Raw genomic sequence first — 16933 nt, 5'->3', positions numbered from 1 at the left:
GAAGAATTAGCTGCCCAGATTCGGCCTGTTGTGTCGACCAGGAGTGTTGCCCACTGCAGGCTCGCGAGTAACGACTCAACTACGCCGAGCGGATTATCGATGTGATTACTCACCAGCATCAATTTCAGGGCTCGCTTTACTGTGTAGGACTTTGGTTAGCGCGTACAATAGTGGATAATGCCATTGTACAGAAAACTGGTTGGCGTTCTATGCAGGGTAGGAAGCCAATCCTCCTAGAAGGAACCTTCAATGAGTACTAGCGCTAAAGTTACCTTCGAGCCGCGTCCTACGGTGCGTGTTTCGACGGCGGAGATTGTTCTACCGAGCAATACGAATACCCACGGTACTATGTTCGGCGGCGATGTGCTGGCGATGATGGACAAAACGGCAGCGATCGCGGCGATCCGTTTTAGCCGCCAGCCGGTTGTCACCGCCAGTACCGAGCGGATCGATTTTCGCACGCCGATTCGGCTTGGCGACATTATCGAGGCGTTCGCGCGCGTGATCCATACGGGCCGGACCTCGCTGATCGTGCGGATCGACATCTATGCCGAGCGTCCGCTGACAGGTGAGCGCGAGCGCTGCACCACCGGATACTACTCGTTCGTTTCGATCGACGAGCAGGGCAGGCCGCAGCCTGTGCCGCCGCTCTTGATCATCACCGATGAAGAGCGCCGCGACTGGGAGCGTGGCGCGGAGATTCGTCAGCATATTCAGCAACGACGAGCCGCAGAACGCGATCGAGAAGGCTAGGCGGGCGTCCGGCTGTGGTAGTTGGGGTAGTCTCCACGCATGTTCTCGGCTGATAGCGGCTCATGCGCCCGGCAGCCGACCCCGTTCCGTGATCATGTGCCCTTCGCAAGACGCGCAGCACACCGATGCAAATCGGGACAAGTGGCGTGCCTGTTCCGTTTCTATTATCCGTTATCTGTCAAGCGATAGCAATTGGCTTTTCAATCAAGAGGCAACTCATGGGGCGATGGCGGAGTGCCTCGCCCATCGGCATCGCGGGTCGTCGATCGTCAGGCGGACTGAAGCGACGACTTTCGCAGCGGTCGGTGCGGCGCGGGTGCGGGCACGGCGGTGGTATGCGAGAAGAGCGCCTTGACCAGCAACGGCAGCGCCGCGCGCACAAAATCAAGCTGCTGCTCGATCGATGCGCCGACCGCAGCAAACCCGTCCGCTGTTCTTGGTTCTTGGTTCTTCGCTCGGTGTCAATCCGACCGGCGAGCACTCGTTGACTCGGCAGATCGCGCATGCTATACTTTGGCTCAATCCAACGAGCAAACGACGTCGATTGGGAAGAGTAGCCGTGCCACGGCGTGCAGCGAGCTGGCAGATGGTGCGAGGCCAGTACGTACGAGCGCGGTGAATGGTCCCATGAGTCGTGGAACGAACGCGATACAGCAAACCAAAGAACGGCGAGCAATTTGTTGTTCTTGGCTGTGGTATCGTCAGTAGCAGCCACCGGAAACGCCACCGTTATCAGGGCGCTAGGTATCGCAGACAACATCTGTCTGCCGTACCTGTAGAGCGCGTCGGCGGCGCAAGCCGCGACGAACAAGGGTGGTACCGCGAGAGATCATCGCCTCTCGTCCCTTCGGGGGCGGGAGGCTTTTTTGATCGCCGGTGAGGCTCGTGAAATCAAAATTATCTGAGTTTCGAGTTCAAAGCTCAAAGTGCCGAGTTCAATGTTGTTCTCTCGTCCCTTGTTCGCTTGTTCTTAGCTCTCTGTGTCCCCAGAGGGCACCTGTTCTTGGTTCCTTCGGTCCTTTGTTCGACTAAGGAGTTGTAATGCAGGTCGGGATGATGAACGATCCGGCGGTCGATCCAGTGACAGAGACGCGCTGGGCCGCAAAGAACGGCTTTGAATTTATCGATCTGACGATGGAAGGCCCCGCCGCCGCCGCCGAGCAGGTGGATGTCGCCGCGCTCAAGGCCGTGCTCGAACATACGGGACTCGGCATCGTCGGGCACACCGCGTGGTATCTGCCGTTTGGCTCGCCGGTACCGCAGGTGCGAGCCGGGGCGATCGAGGCGGTGCGCGTAACCTTCGAGCCGTTCGCGCGGCTGGGAGCGCACTACGTCAACGTCCATGTCGATCGCGGCCTCAACGGCTTTACCTACGACGACACGCTCCGCTGGAACGCCGAGTCGTTTGCGCGGCTGGCGGAGGAAGCGCGGCAGTATGGCCTCACCGTGATGATCGAAAACGTGGTCAACACGATGAATCATCCTAAGGCGTTTCGCGTCCTGCTGGATGCGCATCCCGATCTGCGCTTTCATCTGGACGTTGCCCACGCGAATGTCAAGGGCGAGAAAACCGAGGATTTTCTCAAGGCGCACGCCGACAAACTGGTGCATGTCCACATCTCAGACAATCGACGAACCCACGACGATCACCTGCCGCTCGGCGTCGGCGACATCGACTGGCGGGAGCAGATCGAGCTATTGCAGCGCCACGGCTACGACGGCACGATCACACTGGAGATCTTCACGCCCGACCGATCCTACATTTTGGAGAATGCGACGCGGCTGCGCCGTCTGTGGCAGGTCGTGAAGGAGCAGCCATGAATATCCGCGATCGGATCGTGCTCATCACCGGCGCGTCCAGCGGCATCGGCGCTGTGACCGCCCACGAGCTCGCGCGGCACGGCGCGACCGTTGTGCTGGCTGCGCGTCGCGCCGATCAGCTTCGAGCGCTCGCGGACGAGATCGAGCGCGCTGGTGGTCGGGCGTTGGCGGTTCCAACCGACGTGGCGCGCCGCGACGAGATCGACCGGCTGGTCCAGACGACGATCGACACCTATGGCCGCGTCGATGTGCTGATCAACAACGCGGGCATCGGCGATGGCACCGATGTTGTCGCCAGCGACGACGCGGATCTGGTCAAGATCGTCACGATCAACCTGCTGGCACCCGCGCGCTGCATCCAGGCGGTCGTGCCGCATATGCGGCGGCAGGGCGGCGGCGCGATCATCAACATTGGCTCGGTCGCGGGCGAGATCGGCGTGAGCGGCCTCTACTCCGGCACCAAGTTCGGCCTGCGCGGCCTCAACGACTCGCTGGCGCGTGAGCTGCGCCGGTACAACATCGCGGTGGTGCTGATCGCGCCCGGCTATATCCGCACGCCGCTGACCGAGGGCATCAACGTGCCGATGCCGGGACCGGAAGTAGTCGCGCGGGCGATCGTCGCCGCGATCCGTCGGCCACGCCGCAAGATCTTCGTTCCGTGGTACTACGCGCCGCTCGCCTACATCGCCAAGCTTACGCCCTGGCTGCTCGACCGGATCGTCGCGCGGCAGGCTGTTCCACAGCCCGACCGCCGAGACAGAAAATCTACATCGTGAAAGACTAAAGGAGTAGCACCCATGACGAAACGAAGACTCCTGACGGGCACGCGCCCGACCGGCAAATTGCATATCGGGCACTATGTCGGCACCTACGCCAACCGTCTGCGCCTGCAAGATCAGTACGAATGCTTCTTCCTGATCGCCGATCTGCACGTGCTGACGACCAAATCGTCCAAGGCCGATGTCGCCGAGATTCGCGGCAACATCCACGAGATGGTGCTGGACGAGCTGGCGCTGGGCATCGATCCGCAGCGCAGCACGATCTATGTCCAGTCGGCGGTCAAAGAGATCTATCAGCTCAATCTGATCTTTGAGATGCTGGTGACGGTGCCGCGTCTGAGCCGTATTCCGTCGATCAAGGACATGGCGCGCAATGCCCATATCGAAGAAGATCAACTGCCGTTCGGCCTGCTGGGCTACCCCGTGCTTCAGTCCGGCGATATTCTGCTGCCGCGCGCCGAGGCCGTGCCCGTGGGCCGCGATCAGGCGGCGCATATCGAGCTGACCCGCGAGATCGCGCGGCGCTTCAACAACGTCTATGGCGAGGTCTTCCCGGAGCCGGAGTATGTCGAGAGCGAGGTCGGCACGCTCGTGGGCACAGACGGCCAGGCCAAGATGAGCAAGAGCCTCAACAACTCGATCCTGCTCTCCGATGATGCCAAGACCGTCGAGCAGAAGGTGCGCGGCATGTACACCGATCCGAACCGTGTTCGCGCCGATATTCCCGGTCGCGTCGAGGGCAACCCGGTCTTCATCTACCACGATGCGTTCAATCCCAACACCGCCGAGGTCGACGATCTGAAAGATCGCTACCGCCAGGGCAAGGTCGGCGATGTCGAGGTCAAGCGCAAGCTGGCCGCCGCGATCAATAACTTTCTCGACCCGATCCGCGAGCGACGCGCCGAGTTTGCGGCCCGGCCCGGCATCGTCGAGGAGGTGCTGCACGCGGGCAATGCGCGGATGCGCGCCGTTGCCAGCGAGACGATCGAGATGGTCGAAGAGGCGATGGGCCTGACGTATTATCGGGACTAGCGAGAACAAAGAACAAAGAACAAAGAACCGAAGCTTAAAACCTTTGTTCTTTGTTTGCCGGTTCTTTGTTCTCTCACGACTATGATTACACCAACATTTGAAACACTCAGGGCGCTGGCAGACGAGCATCGACGCGGGCTGATGCCGATCAGCGTCGAACTGCTGGCCGACACGCTCACGCCTGTCTCCGCATACGTGCTGCTCACCTCAGGCGAGGACGGCCCGACCTGTCTGCTCGAGTCGGTCGAGGGCGGCGAGCACATGGGCCGCTACTCGTTCATCGGGATGCAGCCCCGCGAGGTCGTGGCGCTCCACGCCGACGAGGGCGATCCGCTGCTCGCGATCGAGCGGCTGGCCGCGACGAACGGGCCGTATCACTCGTTTCCGGGCCTGCCGCGCTTCAGCGGCGGGGCGGTTGGCTGGCTGGGCTTCGAGGCTGTCACCGCCTTCGAGCGGCTGCCGCGCGCCAGAGGCCGACCGTACGGCGGTCTGCCGGATGGCGTCTTTGCCCGCTTCGATACGCTGGCGGCCTTCGACCACCTGCGGCACACGCTCACGCTGATCACGCATGTGCGGCTGGATGGCGCGAATCTCGCCCACGCCTACGATCGCGCGCTGGCCCGGCTGAACGAGCTTCAGGAGCGGCTGCAAGCGCCGATGGGCACCAGCCGCGTCCAGCCACGGCCCGCCGAGTCGGCGACGCTGCCGATCTTTGAGGCGTCGAACTTTAGCAGAGATGCGTACGAGGCCGCCGTCGAGCGCGCCAAGGAGTATACCCGCGCCGGAGACATCTTCCAGGTCGTGCCCTCGCAGCGCTTCGCCCGCTCCACCAAAGCCGACGCGCTGACGATCTACCGGGCACTGCGCGCGGTCAATCCGTCGCCCTACATGTATCTGCTGCGCGGCTTCGGCCTCGATCTGATCGGCGCGTCGCCGGAGATGCTGCTGCGCGTTGAGGATGGCATCGTCGAGACTCATCCGATCGCCGGGACGCGCCGCCGTGGCCGCGATGAAGCCGACGATCAGCGCCTGACCGAGGAATTGCTGGCCGATCCCAAGGAGCGCGCCGAGCACCTGATGCTGGTCGATCTTGGCCGCAACGATGTCGGGCGCGTGGCAAAGCCCGGAACGGTCAAAGTGCCGCAGTTCATGCAGCTTGAGCGCTACTCGCACGTGATGCATCTGGTGTCGCGGGTGACGGGCGAGCTGCGCGAGGATCTGTCGCCGCTCGACGCGCTGCGGGCCTGCTTCCCGGCGGGAACGGTCAGCGGCGCGCCCAAGATTCGCGCGATGGAGATCATCACCGAGCTGGAGCCGGACCAGCGCGGGCCGTACTCCGGCTGCGTCGGCTATCTGGGCTTCGACGGATCGCTCGACACCGCGATCACGATCCGCACGATCTATCTCAAAGACGGCGTCGCGCATGTCCAGGCCGGTGGCGGCGTGGTCGCCGATAGTGTGGCCGCGCTCGAATGGCAGGAGACGCAAAACAAAGCGCGCGCGCTGCTGCGGGCGATCGAGCTGGCCGAGGCGATGTAGTGTGCCGCCAGACTGGGAGCTATCTATGAACATTCTACTGCTCGACAATTACGACTCGTTCACCTACAACCTGTTCCAATACCTGAGCGAGCTGGGCGCGACCGTCGAGGTCGTGCGCAACGACGAGATCGAAGTCGACGAGATCCGCCAGCGCGCGCCCGACAAGATCGTGATCTCGCCGGGGCCGTGTACGCCCGCCGAGGCCGGCATCTCGATTCCGCTGATCCGCGAGCTGGGCGTCGAGATCCCGATCCTGGGCGTCTGCCTGGGCCATCAGGCGATCGGCGCGGCTTTTGGCGGGCGTGTCATTCGCGCGCCGGAGCCGGTTCACGGCAAGCTCTCGGCGATCCACCACCGCAGCCAGGGCGTGTTCCAAAGCCTGCCGTCGCCATTCGAGGCCACGCGCTACCACTCGCTGATCGTCGAGCGCGCGAGCCTGCCGTCGACCTTGGAAGTGACCGCCGAGACAGCCGACGGGCTGATCATGGGCCTGCGCCATCGCGACCTGCCGATCGAGGGCATCCAGTTTCACCCGGAGTCGTACACGACGCAGTACGGCAAGGAGCTATTGCGCAACTTCCTGTCCAGCGAGCAGCGGCAGCCTACGGACGCGCAGAGCGTCGAGGTGTAGCGCCGCCACGGCGACGGCAGGGGATCGAATGTTGAACACATCTCGCGTGGAGGGATCATGCAGATTCAAGATGCAATTAAGACGGTGGTGCAGGGCCGCGATCTGGCGCAAGATGACGCGGCGGCGGTCATGCAGCAGATCATGACCGGCGAGGCAACGCCCGCGCAGGTGGCCGCGTTTCTGACCGCGCTGCATCTCAAGGGCGAAACCGACGCCGAGATCGCGGGCATGGCCGAGGTGATGCGCGAAAAATCGGTGCGCGTCTATCACGAAGAGCCGGTGCTCGATACCTGCGGCACCGGCGGCGACTCCGCCAATACGTTCAATATCTCGACCACGGCGGCGTTTGTCGCGGCGGGCGCGGGCGCGACTGTCGCCAAGCATGGCAATCGGGCTATGAGCAGCAGATGCGGCTCAGCGGATGTGCTTGAAGGTCTGGGCGTCGACATCGAGCTGGATGCCGTGGGCGTGACGCGCTGCCTCGATCTGGCCGGAATCGGATTCATGTTCGCGCAGAAGTTCCACCCGGCGATGCGCTACGTCGGCCCGATCCGCCGCGAGATCGGCATTCGCACCGCGTTCAATGTGCTCGGCCCGCTGACCAATCCGGCGCACGCCGAGTATCAGGTGCTCGGCGTGGCCTCCGCGCCGCTGGCAGAGAAGCTCGCGCGGGCGCTCAGCCGCATGGGCACGCTGCACGCGCTGGTGGTCCACGGCACCGACGGCGTGGACGAGATGAGCCTCAGCGCGCCGAGTCTGGTCTGGGAGGTGCGCGCGGGCCAGGAGCCGCGTCAGCAGGAGATCGCGCCGGAGACGCTGGGCATTCCGCGCGCGCCGCGCGGCGCAATCCTGGGCGGCACCGTCGAAGAAAACGTGCAGATCATCCGGGGCATTCTGGACGGCTCGCTGCACGGCCCGCAGCGCGACATCGTGCTGCTGAACGCGGCGGCGGCGCTGGTTGCCGCCGAGCGCGCGGGCGATTTCGCCGAGGGCATCGCGCTGGCGCGCAGGTCGCTGGACGAGGGAGCCGCGCACAGCAGCATGGAGCAGATGGTACGCGCCAGCCGAACCACTGCCTAGGCATGCGCGATTCGGCTCATGCGAAGGGTGCGGCATCCTGGTATTATACATAACGCAACTCAATACCAGGAGGACTTCGGTGGACAAAGAGCTTATCGTTTACGGGCGCACCTTTCCCTGCCCCGATCTGATGCGTTCGGAGCGATTTTTGCGGAGCAAGCAAGTCGCCTATCGCATGATCCATATCGATCAGGACGAAGAGGCCGGCACGCTGGTCGAGCAGTGGGTCGGGCATCGCAGCGTCCCAACGATCGTCGTCGCCCGCAAAGGCGAGGTCCTGCCGATCGAGGAGCCAGCGCCGCTGCCGCAGGGCCGCTCCGCCCGCTCGTTCGATCGTGGCACGCTGATCACCGAGCCGAGCGACGAGGCGCTGAGCACGTTCTTGCAGCGTCATGGCCTGCTGAACCGAGCATAACATCCTCGCAACAGTTTGAATCAATAAGGAGCACTGGTGTCAGTGCTCCTGTTTGTGTGCGCTCGAATACAAGCCGGGACTATCGTTGCGCAATAGACGTAAGCTCGCACCCCCACGCCCAGAGGGCACCCGCCTTCCCCACCCGCGCGGGTTCCCTTTCCCGCGCGGCCTGCGGCATAGGAGCGGGGGAGCAACCGCACGCGGGGCTACAATCCTTCCCCTCTCCTGTCGCAACGGGAGAGGGGTGCTGAGCGCAGCGAAGCGGGGTGAGGGCCTCCGGGGTGAGGGCCTAGCGGTGGTATCATATACAAACGGAATATTTCGGCGCTCAAGCGCCTTTGGAAATCGGTAACGTGAGCCGATGAATAATCAATTCAATCTCAAACGCTTCATCCTACGCCTTGCCATCAACATCATCGCGATCCTGGTCGCCGTCTCGATCGTGCCGGGGCTGAACCTGACCGGCCCCTGGTGGGGCCTAGCCGTCGTCGCGCTGATCTTCGGGCTGGTCAACACCGCGATCCGTCCACTGCTGCTCTTCCTGGCGCTGCCGTTCGTGGTGCTGACGCTGGGCATCTTTATGCTGCTGATCAACGCGGGCATGCTCTATCTCACCAGCGGCATGGCCGAGATCTTCGGCATCGGACTTCAGATCGACAGCTTCCTCTCCGCGCTGCTCGGCGCGCTGGTGATCAGCATCGTCAGCACCGTGCTCAGCGTGCTCAGCGGCGAGAGCCGCGTGCAGTTCCAGGTGGTGCGCGGCCCCGACGACGACTAAGCCCGCCTCGTGGATCATCACATCCGTACAATCCTGGCTCGTCGCTTGCTAAAGGCATCACAGCCGTTTAGCGAAGTAGCAGCCTATGAATCCGATTGCCCTGACCGCGACGACCTGGCATCTGCGCCTTGTTGAGCGCTTCAACCAAGGATTGTACCCGCTCGACGACGGCTGGACCGAGCAGCAGCTTCCTGCGCACTGGCAGCAGGCGCAAGCGCTGCGCTTCCACACCGGCAAAGTCGTCTACCGCCATCACTTTCCACGGCCCACCGGCGAGCAGGCAGGACGACGGCGCTACTGGCTACGTGCCGAGGGCATCTTCTACTGGTCGCAGATCTATCTGAATGGCCGCGATTTTGGCCGCCACGAGGGCTACTTCGTGCCCCAGGAGCACGAGGTCACGACGATCCTGTCAGACGAAAACACGCTGATCGTCGAGGTCGATTCTCCCGAAGAGCGGCGTAAAAGCGGCAAGCGCATGCTTACCGGCGTCTTCTCGCACTGGGACGCCCTCGACCCGATGACCAACCCCGGCGGCATCTGGCTGCCCGTGGTGCTGGAGGAGAGCGGCCCGGTTCGGATTCAGCAGGTCCAGCTTCAGACTACGAGCATAGCACAGAGCGCCGCAGCGCTCGATTGGCGCGTCGATCTGGATTCGCTGGCGGTGCTGGATGCCGAGCTGCGCTGGAGCTTCGCGCCCGCTAACTTTACTGGCACGACACACACCGTGAGCGAGAATCGTCGGCTGATCGGCGGCGCGCAGCAGCTTAGCGGCGCGCTCAGCCTGCCCGATCCGCGCCTGTGGTGGACGCACGACCTGGGCGATCCCAATCTCTACGAGGTGACGCTTGAGATCCACTGCCTGGGCGAGCGCTCCGATGTGTATTCGTTCCGCTTCGGCGTGCGTACCTTTGAGTTCCGCGATTTTATCGCCTATCTCAACGGCACGCGCTTCTTGATTAAAGGCAACAACTACCCGCCGACCGATACGCGCATCGCGGCGACGACGATCGAGCGGACGCGACAGGATCTACAGATGGCGCGCGATTGCCACATGAACCTGCTGCGCGTTCACGCCCACGTCGGGCATCCCGCGCTCTACGACGCGGCGGACGAGCTAGGCTTGTTGCTGTGGCAGGATTTCCCGATGCAGTGGACCTATCGCCGCGCGGTGGTGCCGCACGCCCGGCGGCAGGTGGCGGAGATGCTGCGGCTGCTGGGCCATCATCCATCGGTCGCCGTGTGGTGCATGCACAACGAGCCGATCTTCATCACCGACACATCGGACGAGCGGATTATCACCGGCCTGCGGATCTACTTCTCGACGTTTGTCTGGAGCTGGAACCGCGATGTGCTCGACCGGCGGCTGGCACGTATCGCGCGCAGGCTGGACAGGACGCGGCCCGTGATCAGCAACTCCGGCGAGTACGCGATCCCGCTCTGGCATCGCGGCAACGACACGCATTTTTATTTCGGCTGGTACATCATCTACGGGCGGCTACACGGCTTCGATACGCTGCCGCAGCGCTTCCCGCGCAACCTGCGCTTTGTCACTGAGTTTGGTGCGCAGAGCTTCCCGAACAAAGAGAGCTGCCTGAAGTTTATGCCGGAGAATACGGTCTGGATCGACTGGCGGCATCTTCAGCGGCGGCACTCGTTCCAGGGCAACGTCATGCGCCACTGGTTCGACTGGCGCGATAACCGCACGCTGGACGCGCTGATCGAGCAGACGCAGCGCTACCAGAGCGAGCTGAACCGGTTTTATATCGACCGGCTGCGGCTGCGCAAGTACCGTCCGACCGGCGGGATCGTGCCGTTTATGTTCGTGGATAGCAATCCGGCGGTGCAGTGGTCGATCGTCGATTACTGGCGCGTGCCCAAGGCATCGTACTGGGCGATGCGCGATGCGTTCAGGCCGCAGTATGCTTTCACGCTGCTGGATCGGTCGCGCTACATGCTCGGCGATCGGCTGTCGCTGCCGATCTACGGCGTCAACGACGCGCAGCGCGCGGTGCGCTACCGGCTCCAGGCGATCGTCACCGACCCAGAGCTGCGGCGCGTCGCCGAGCAGACGATCGTCGAAGAGTTCGAGGCCGATTGCCCCGCTCAGGAGCTTGGGCGGCTGGAGTTCGTCGCCGAGCGGCGCGGCCAGTACGAGGTGCGGATTCGGCTCGACTGTGAGGGCCAGCGCCTTGTCAACACTTACCACCTGCCCGTCGGACGGCGTCCCAGGCCGCGCAACATCGTTCAGAAAACGCTTCAGGCGCTGGCCGCATCGCTGGCAATGCTGCGCTGAAGACCTGTCGCGATGCTCTGCGGCGCTGCCGGATCGCCATACAGCGCGCCGTCGATCATCACCGCCGCCGCGCCTGCCCCAAGGCAGAGCCGCGCTAGCCGGGCATCGGCCACGCCGCCAAGCGCGATCAGCGGCACGTGGGTGCTGCGGGAGATCTCCGAGAGCGCCCGGAGGGTCCAGGGGATCAGCGTCGGCCCGACAATCACCCCATCGACTACAGCGTCATCGCTGACGGCGCTGCCTCGCGGATACGCGCACGCTACCAGCGCGTCCGCGCCCGCCGCCACCAGTGCGGCTGTGCTTGATCCAAGATCCGCCTGCGCGCCAACCTCGTGCGGCACGACCGCCAGCAGCGGCAGTTGGGTCTGTGCTCGCATGGCGGCGACAGCCAGGCCCGGATCGGGCTCGTCGGTCTGAACCAGCACCCCGGCGATCCCCTCCAACGTTTCGAGCTGCGCCGCCAGATGGGCCAGCTCATCCGCCATGCCGTACACGCTCAGCAGCATGGGGATCGTTGAGCGCGCCCAGCGCTTCGCCTCGGCCTGAACCAGCGCGCGAAAGCTGATCGTCGGCAGGCGCTCGAAGACGACACCGGCAGGCACAGCGCCCCAGCGCGTCTGGCCGCTATACGACGGACGGAGTGTAGCGGTGCTGGTCGTAATCGCGCCGATCAGCTCAGGATCGGGCTGACGCAGCACCGCGGCGCAGTTCGGCGCGACAATCACCGGCGCGCGCAGCGTGAGGCCGTAGGGGTTGTGGGGGGCGAGATCGATCGTCATACGCGGATACGCTCCCAGGCGTTGCCGCGAAACCGCCACCAGGCCAGCACGCCTTGCAGCGAGAGATCGACGCACATCGCGATCCAGGCTCCCTCCAGGCCCCACATCGGAATCAGCCAGAACGCTAGCGGCAGCCGAATCAGCCAGGGCGAGATCAGCTTGATCAGCAGCGGCCAGCGCGTATCGCCCGCGCCACGCAGCGCGCCCGCATAGACGAAGTTGGCCGCGAGGATCGGCTGAATAATCCCAACCATCCGCAGCGGCAGCACGCCCGCCGCCACCACCGCCGGATCGTCCACCAGCAGCGCTAAAAACCATTCGGGCACGAAGATAAAGAGCGCGCCCATGATGCCCATGAAGATCGCCGACTGGAAGTAGGCTTCGTGGCCGCTCTCCCGCGCGCGCTGCGGATGTTTCGCGCCCAGGCTTTGCCCCACCAGCGTCGTCGCGGCGACGGCAAAGCCCATGCCCGGCAAGAACGAGATGCTTTCAACCGTGACCACGGTGTTGTGCGCGGCGTAGGGCACCGTGCCGAGATGGGTGATGAAGCGCGCGAAGAGCACCAGCGCGCTCTGAAACGCCAGCATCTCGCCAGCCGTCGGCAGCCCAACCCGTGTCACCCGGCGCAGGATCTCCCGATCGGGATACGGCAGCCGATCCAGCTTGAGCACGCCGCAGCCTCGTAGCAGCAGCCCGACGATCACGATGCCGCCAACCGCGCGACCGATGCCCATGCCCCAGGCCGCGCCTTCGACGCCAAGCGCCGGAAAGCCAAGCTCCCCGTTGACCAGCAGCCAGGAGATACCGATGTTCAGGCCGTTGACCAGCAGCATCACCAGCAGCGGCGTTTTGGTATCGCCCGCGCCGCGTAGTGCCGCGTTCAACATAAACATCAGGCCCGCCAGCGGCATCGAGATCGAGGTAATGTGCAAAAATCGCGTCCCAAGCGGCACGATCTCTTCCGGCGCGCCAAACAGCCGCAGTGTAGGCTCGGCCAGCAGCAGCATCATCGCCATGCCCACGAGGCCCATCACGATGCCGAGCAGCACCGACTGACGCGCCACGGCGTTCGCCTCGGTACGATCGTCGGCACCCACTGCCCGCGCGATCAGCGCCGTGCTCCCGACCGCTCCGGCCATGAACAGTGTCGTCACCAGCCAGACCACATAGTTTGCAAGGCCAACACCGGCCAGGCCCTCGGCAGGCCCGTAGCCAAGCTGCGCTGCCGCGCTCACCGAAATATGCCCCACCAGATAGGTATCGGCCAGGCCGACGAGCATGTTGAGGAACTGCTCGCCGACGGCTGGCATAGCAAGCTTGAACACATGCGAGCGTAGCGAGCCGGTCTGAGGCAGCGGAAGTGTTCGTGTCGCCATATTTTAGAACATCTTTTCTAAACTAAATCCCACGTTTATCCCACGTTTATCCCACATTATCCCTCGTTATCCCCCATCTATGTGGGATATGTGGCAAAATGTGGGTTATTGTGGGTTATCGTCCACGATTTCGGTCGAGCAAGGCTGCTCTTTCGATCAGCTTTTTTTACCGATCATATGTTTGTGTGTTGGGCGTGCGGCGTAGCGCTTACGATCTCCCGCAGCGCGCTTTCAGCTTGATCGAGCTGGTGGTCGAAGAGATAGGTGGGAGCGGGATTGCCGTGTCTGCTGCGGGTAAAGATGGTGCATGCCCAGGCTGGCTTCCTCCCGAACTGCGGTAAGTTCAGCCGACGAACTTCGACGATGTTGGTCCACGGGATCGTACGGTTGTTGAGCGCCGCGATCACTTCGATCCGATCCGGCAGGATGCGGCAGCGGTACGTCAGCCGCGCAAGCTGGGCGCGTATGGTGTACAGCAGGATGATCAGCAGGATAGCAGCTACTCCCCTTGTAGCCAGATCGAAGGCTGCCCACTGCGCGATCAGAACGGCCAGGAGGCCCACGGCCAGCACGGTGCTGAGCACCAGCCATAAAGCCGCCCGCTGGCGAGTAGGCTGTCGATAACGGTATTCTTGCGCGCGCTGTTCCATCTTCTCCCACAGGATGTAGTGTACACGACTTCACTATATCGCCATATGGTCAAAAGTATAACACCAAGATAGGTATCATCGTCAGAGGACTTCAGCAACAAGTGCACCGCGCCCAGGTATACCCGCCGCAGATCGTAGCTCTCGGTTCTCCGTTTGTTCCCTTGTTCCCTTATTCTGCCATCCCCTACACCTGGGCCGCGCTGCACATTAAACACCTGGCGGCCCCTTTGCAGGAGCCGCCGGTCTTCGATCTATCCTGGGAGCGATGCGAGAATTACTCGACCTTGCCGATCGCGATATGATCGTAGTGCGCCTTGAAGTTGCCGGGCGTCGTCTCGGCGTACACGCCCCACCCGCCGGTGGTGAGCGAGTCGTCGGTGAAGCTGGCAACTTCCTGGTCGTTGATCTGGAAGCTAAACTCGTTGCCGACGACCGCCAGCACGACCTTGTTGTTGGTATCGGGCTGGATCGCGTCGTGCGTCTGCGGCTTGACCATCACGGTCCAGTCGTTGTTGACATCTTTGGAGCAGGCGAACTTACGCTCATTGCTGATCCAGCACACGTACATGCTGCGCTTGCCGTCGGCCTCGCTGTAGCGTGCCATCACACCGGCCAGACCCGTTCCCTCAGGCCGAATCTGCGCGGCGACAGCGCCGTTCGCAATATCGGCGGCCTCGTCGGGATGCAGGAAGAGGTACATGTTATCGACGGTGAGATTGACCGTGTACGCGCCGTCGGCGACCTGCGCCGAGTAGCCGTCCTCCTGCCCGGTGGGCCACGTTCCGGCATCGCCGTCGTCGAACGAGTTATTGACGACGAGCAGGCCATCGTCATCGCTCTGCCCGCTGTCGCCGCTCTGACCATTGTCGCCGCTCTGGCCGCTGTCGCCCGACTGACCGTTGTCGCCGGCTGGCTCGCTGTTGAGATTACCGACCACCGCCAGCTTGACGGTCTTATCGTCAGCCGCGCCGACCTTGCCCATCGTCAGCTCGCCTTCGAGCAGCTCGCCCGTGCTGGCACGGAAGACCGTCACCTTGAGCTGATCGCCGTCGGCATGGGAGCGCAGAATGTCACAGACCGCCGCCTCGTCGCTGATCGACTTGCCTTCCATCTTGACCAGCAGATCCGCCGCCTGAATGCCGACCTGCGAGGCCGGGCTGCCGCTCGCCACGCCGATGATCGCCATGCCTTCAGTCGTGCCGAAGTAGTCTTCGTACTCGTTCGGCACGAGGTTCAGGCCGATGTAGTGCCGGTTCTTGCCCTCTTGAAGCTGCTCGACGATCGGCCTGGCCTGTGACATCGCAATCGCATAGTTGGTATTTTGTGCGCCGTCGATGCCCAGCGAGTTAACCCCGATCACCTCGCCCTTGCGATTGACCAGCGGGCCGCCGGAGTTGCCCGGATTGATCGCCGCATCGATCTTGATCAGATCCTCGAACTTATCCAGTTGCGCCTTGAGCTGCGAGATACTGCCCGGATTGACCGAAATATCGGTGCCCAGCTCGAACGACAGCGGATAGCCCAGCGCTACCACCTCAGCGCCCGGCTTCATGCTGGTGCTCTCGCCCAGCGTGGCCGCCTCTAAGCCTTCCTTGTTCTCAACCTTGAGCACCGCCAGATCGTCGCACTGCGAGCGCCCCACGACGCGCGCCGAGCGAGTTTTGGTGCTGTCGGCGACGGCGATCTTCACCACCGACGCGCCTTCGACGACATGAGCATTTGTAATAATGTAGCCGTTGTCGAGATCATAGACAATGCCGGTACCAGCGCCCAGGCCTTCGGGATCGATCGCGGTTTCGCCGAACTCCGCCACGACGCGCACCGTCGAAGGCCGCAGTTTCTCGGCAATCTCTTCGTTGTTCATCGTCGCCGCAGTAGGCACGGTGGTCGGTTCTTTGGGTTCGGGTGTGGCTGCGGGTGCTGCTGAGGGAGAGGCCTCGGCGGCTGAAGTGGCTGCCGGTTGGGTGTTTGGCGCGCCGCCACATGCGCTGAGCAGCAGCGCGACGATCAGAAACAGGGGGGAGAGCCGCACGGTAAACTCCTTCTTGAGGCGCAACCTGACCTCAGATCAACTGCTGACAATACAGCCCTATGGTTGCGATAGAGGATCGAGCAGGAATAGCATTGGCAGGAATACGCGAATAGTATAAGCACGTATTTGTTTAAGATAAGGCCACAAGGGTCCTAATAATGAGTAGCCTTTCCGACGCTTATCTACTGCACCTGTACCGCAACCGGATCGTTAATGTAAAATTTAAGATAAGAAAGGAATCATATGCGTCCGCTTTTGCTTGCCTGTGGGATCATCGTAGCGACGATCGGATTGAGCTGGCTGCTCAGCCCAAAAGCGCCAGCGCCCGACCTGCCGCGTGAACTACTCGGCTCAGATCCCGCCTGGCTGGCGCAGGCCGAGCAGCTTAGCGCTTACCGGCGCGTGCTGGCCGTCGCGAACCTGCTCTTGCCCGCGCTGGGACTATGGATCGCCGTACGCATGGGCTGGAGCGCGGCGCTCCGCTCCTGGCTTGAGACTCACGGCCTGCGGCAGCCGTGGCTGCTTGTCGCCGGTTTTACCATTGTCGGCGTTGTCGTAGCCGTAGTGCTGAGCCTGCCGCTGGGATACGCCAGCCTCATCCTCCGCCGCGCCTATGGGCTGTCTCAGGAGCCGACGCTGGCCTGGCTGTGGCGACAGGCGAAAGAGCTGCTGATCGCGCTGTTCATGGCGCTGGTGACAACCGAGGGCTTGTACTGGCTGCTGCGCGTCGCGCCGGAGCGCTGGTGGCTGCTGGCGTCGGGTGGCTTCGTCGTGCTCTCGCTGCTGCTGACCTACCTGACGCCGTATGTGATCACGCCGCTCTTCTTCACGCAGCGCCCGCTCGAAGACCAGGCATTACGCGACCAGATCTTCCGGCTCGGCGAGCGCGTGGGTGTTTCGATCGACGAGGTCTATGTGATCGACGCCAGCAGCCAGGGCAACGAAGGCAACGCCTATTTCACGGGCGTCGGC

15 protein-coding genes are annotated in these 16933 nt (G+C 63.1%); 11 read left to right on the top strand and 4 right to left on the bottom strand.

Annotated features, from left to right (window positions below; all coding sequences use genetic code 11):
- The first annotated feature begins 249 nt into the window (after positions 1–249).
- From VFZ66_04865 to VFZ66_04820, 10 genes are all read left to right on the top strand, one after another.
- The gene (locus tag VFZ66_04865; GenBank protein HEX6288498.1) at positions 250–753 is read left to right on the top strand and encodes an acyl-CoA thioesterase; all 504 of its coding nucleotides are present in this window, start codon (positions 250–252) and stop codon (positions 751–753) included.
- A 1041-nt stretch (positions 754–1794) separates the two neighbouring features.
- On the top strand, positions 1795–2574 hold the full coding sequence (locus tag VFZ66_04860) for a sugar phosphate isomerase/epimerase family protein (GenBank protein HEX6288497.1): 780 nt from the start codon (positions 1795–1797) through the stop codon (positions 2572–2574).
- Positions 2571–3350, top strand: coding sequence for an SDR family NAD(P)-dependent oxidoreductase (locus VFZ66_04855; GenBank protein ID HEX6288496.1), 780 nt, complete (start codon positions 2571–2573; stop codon positions 3348–3350). Before VFZ66_04860 ends, VFZ66_04855 begins: the two co-directional genes overlap by 4 nt.
- 21 nt (positions 3351–3371) lie before the next feature.
- On the top strand, positions 3372–4385 hold the full coding sequence (gene trpS / locus VFZ66_04850; protein HEX6288495.1) for a tryptophan--tRNA ligase: 1014 nt from the start codon (positions 3372–3374) through the stop codon (positions 4383–4385).
- An 81-nt stretch (positions 4386–4466) separates the two neighbouring features.
- The gene (gene trpE / locus VFZ66_04845; GenBank protein HEX6288494.1) at positions 4467–5924 is read left to right on the top strand and encodes an anthranilate synthase component I; all 1458 of its coding nucleotides are present in this window, start codon (positions 4467–4469) and stop codon (positions 5922–5924) included.
- A 25-nt stretch (positions 5925–5949) separates the two neighbouring features.
- Positions 5950–6555, top strand: coding sequence for an aminodeoxychorismate/anthranilate synthase component II (locus VFZ66_04840; protein HEX6288493.1), 606 nt, complete (start codon positions 5950–5952; stop codon positions 6553–6555).
- A 57-nt stretch (positions 6556–6612) separates the two neighbouring features.
- Positions 6613–7635 carry an anthranilate phosphoribosyltransferase gene (trpD, locus tag VFZ66_04835; protein ID HEX6288492.1) on the top strand — a complete coding sequence of 341 codons (1023 nt, stop codon included), beginning with the start codon at positions 6613–6615 and terminating at the stop codon, positions 7633–7635.
- Positions 7636–7714: 79 nt separating this feature from the next.
- On the top strand, positions 7715–8050 hold the full coding sequence (locus VFZ66_04830; protein ID HEX6288491.1) for a glutaredoxin family protein: 336 nt from the start codon (positions 7715–7717) through the stop codon (positions 8048–8050).
- Positions 8051–8411: 361 nt separating this feature from the next.
- Positions 8412–8828: a phage holin family protein gene (locus VFZ66_04825; protein ID HEX6288490.1), complete on the top strand. Its 417-nt coding sequence runs from the start codon at positions 8412–8414 to the stop codon at positions 8826–8828.
- A gap of 85 nt (positions 8829–8913) precedes the next feature.
- Positions 8914–11124, top strand: coding sequence for a hypothetical protein (locus VFZ66_04820; protein HEX6288489.1), 2211 nt, complete (start codon positions 8914–8916; stop codon positions 11122–11124).
- Here VFZ66_04820 and VFZ66_04815 read toward each other — a convergent pair.
- The 4 genes from VFZ66_04815 to VFZ66_04800 form a co-directional block, all read right to left on the bottom strand.
- Positions 11088–11903 carry a hypothetical protein gene (locus tag VFZ66_04815; GenBank protein HEX6288488.1) on the bottom strand — a complete coding sequence of 272 codons (816 nt, stop codon included), beginning with the start codon at positions 11901–11903 and terminating at the stop codon, positions 11088–11090. The two genes, VFZ66_04820 and VFZ66_04815, sit on opposite strands and share 37 nt — an antisense overlap.
- Positions 11900–13279 carry an MATE family efflux transporter gene (locus tag VFZ66_04810; GenBank protein ID HEX6288487.1) on the bottom strand — a complete coding sequence of 460 codons (1380 nt, stop codon included), beginning with the start codon at positions 13277–13279 and terminating at the stop codon, positions 11900–11902. Before VFZ66_04810 ends, VFZ66_04815 begins: the two co-directional genes overlap by 4 nt.
- A gap of 173 nt (positions 13280–13452) precedes the next feature.
- Positions 13453–13929: a hypothetical protein gene (locus tag VFZ66_04805; GenBank protein HEX6288486.1), complete on the bottom strand. Its 477-nt coding sequence runs from the start codon at positions 13927–13929 to the stop codon at positions 13453–13455.
- Positions 13930–14203: 274 nt separating this feature from the next.
- Positions 14204–15961: a S1C family serine protease gene (locus VFZ66_04800; GenBank protein HEX6288485.1), complete on the bottom strand. Its 1758-nt coding sequence runs from the start codon at positions 15959–15961 to the stop codon at positions 14204–14206.
- Positions 15962–16204: 243 nt separating this feature from the next.
- Here VFZ66_04800 and VFZ66_04795 point away from each other — a divergent pair.
- A partial coding sequence (locus tag VFZ66_04795; GenBank protein ID HEX6288484.1) for a hypothetical protein occupies positions 16205–16933 on the top strand: 729 nt, incomplete at its 3' end.

This window comes from Herpetosiphonaceae bacterium (assembly GCA_036374795.1).
In the GTDB taxonomy this organism is placed as follows: Bacteria; Chloroflexota; Chloroflexia; order Chloroflexales; family Kallotenuaceae; genus LB3-1.
The sequence above is the reverse complement of the archived record's forward strand: the minus strand, read 5'-3'. Positions and strand labels throughout refer to the sequence as shown.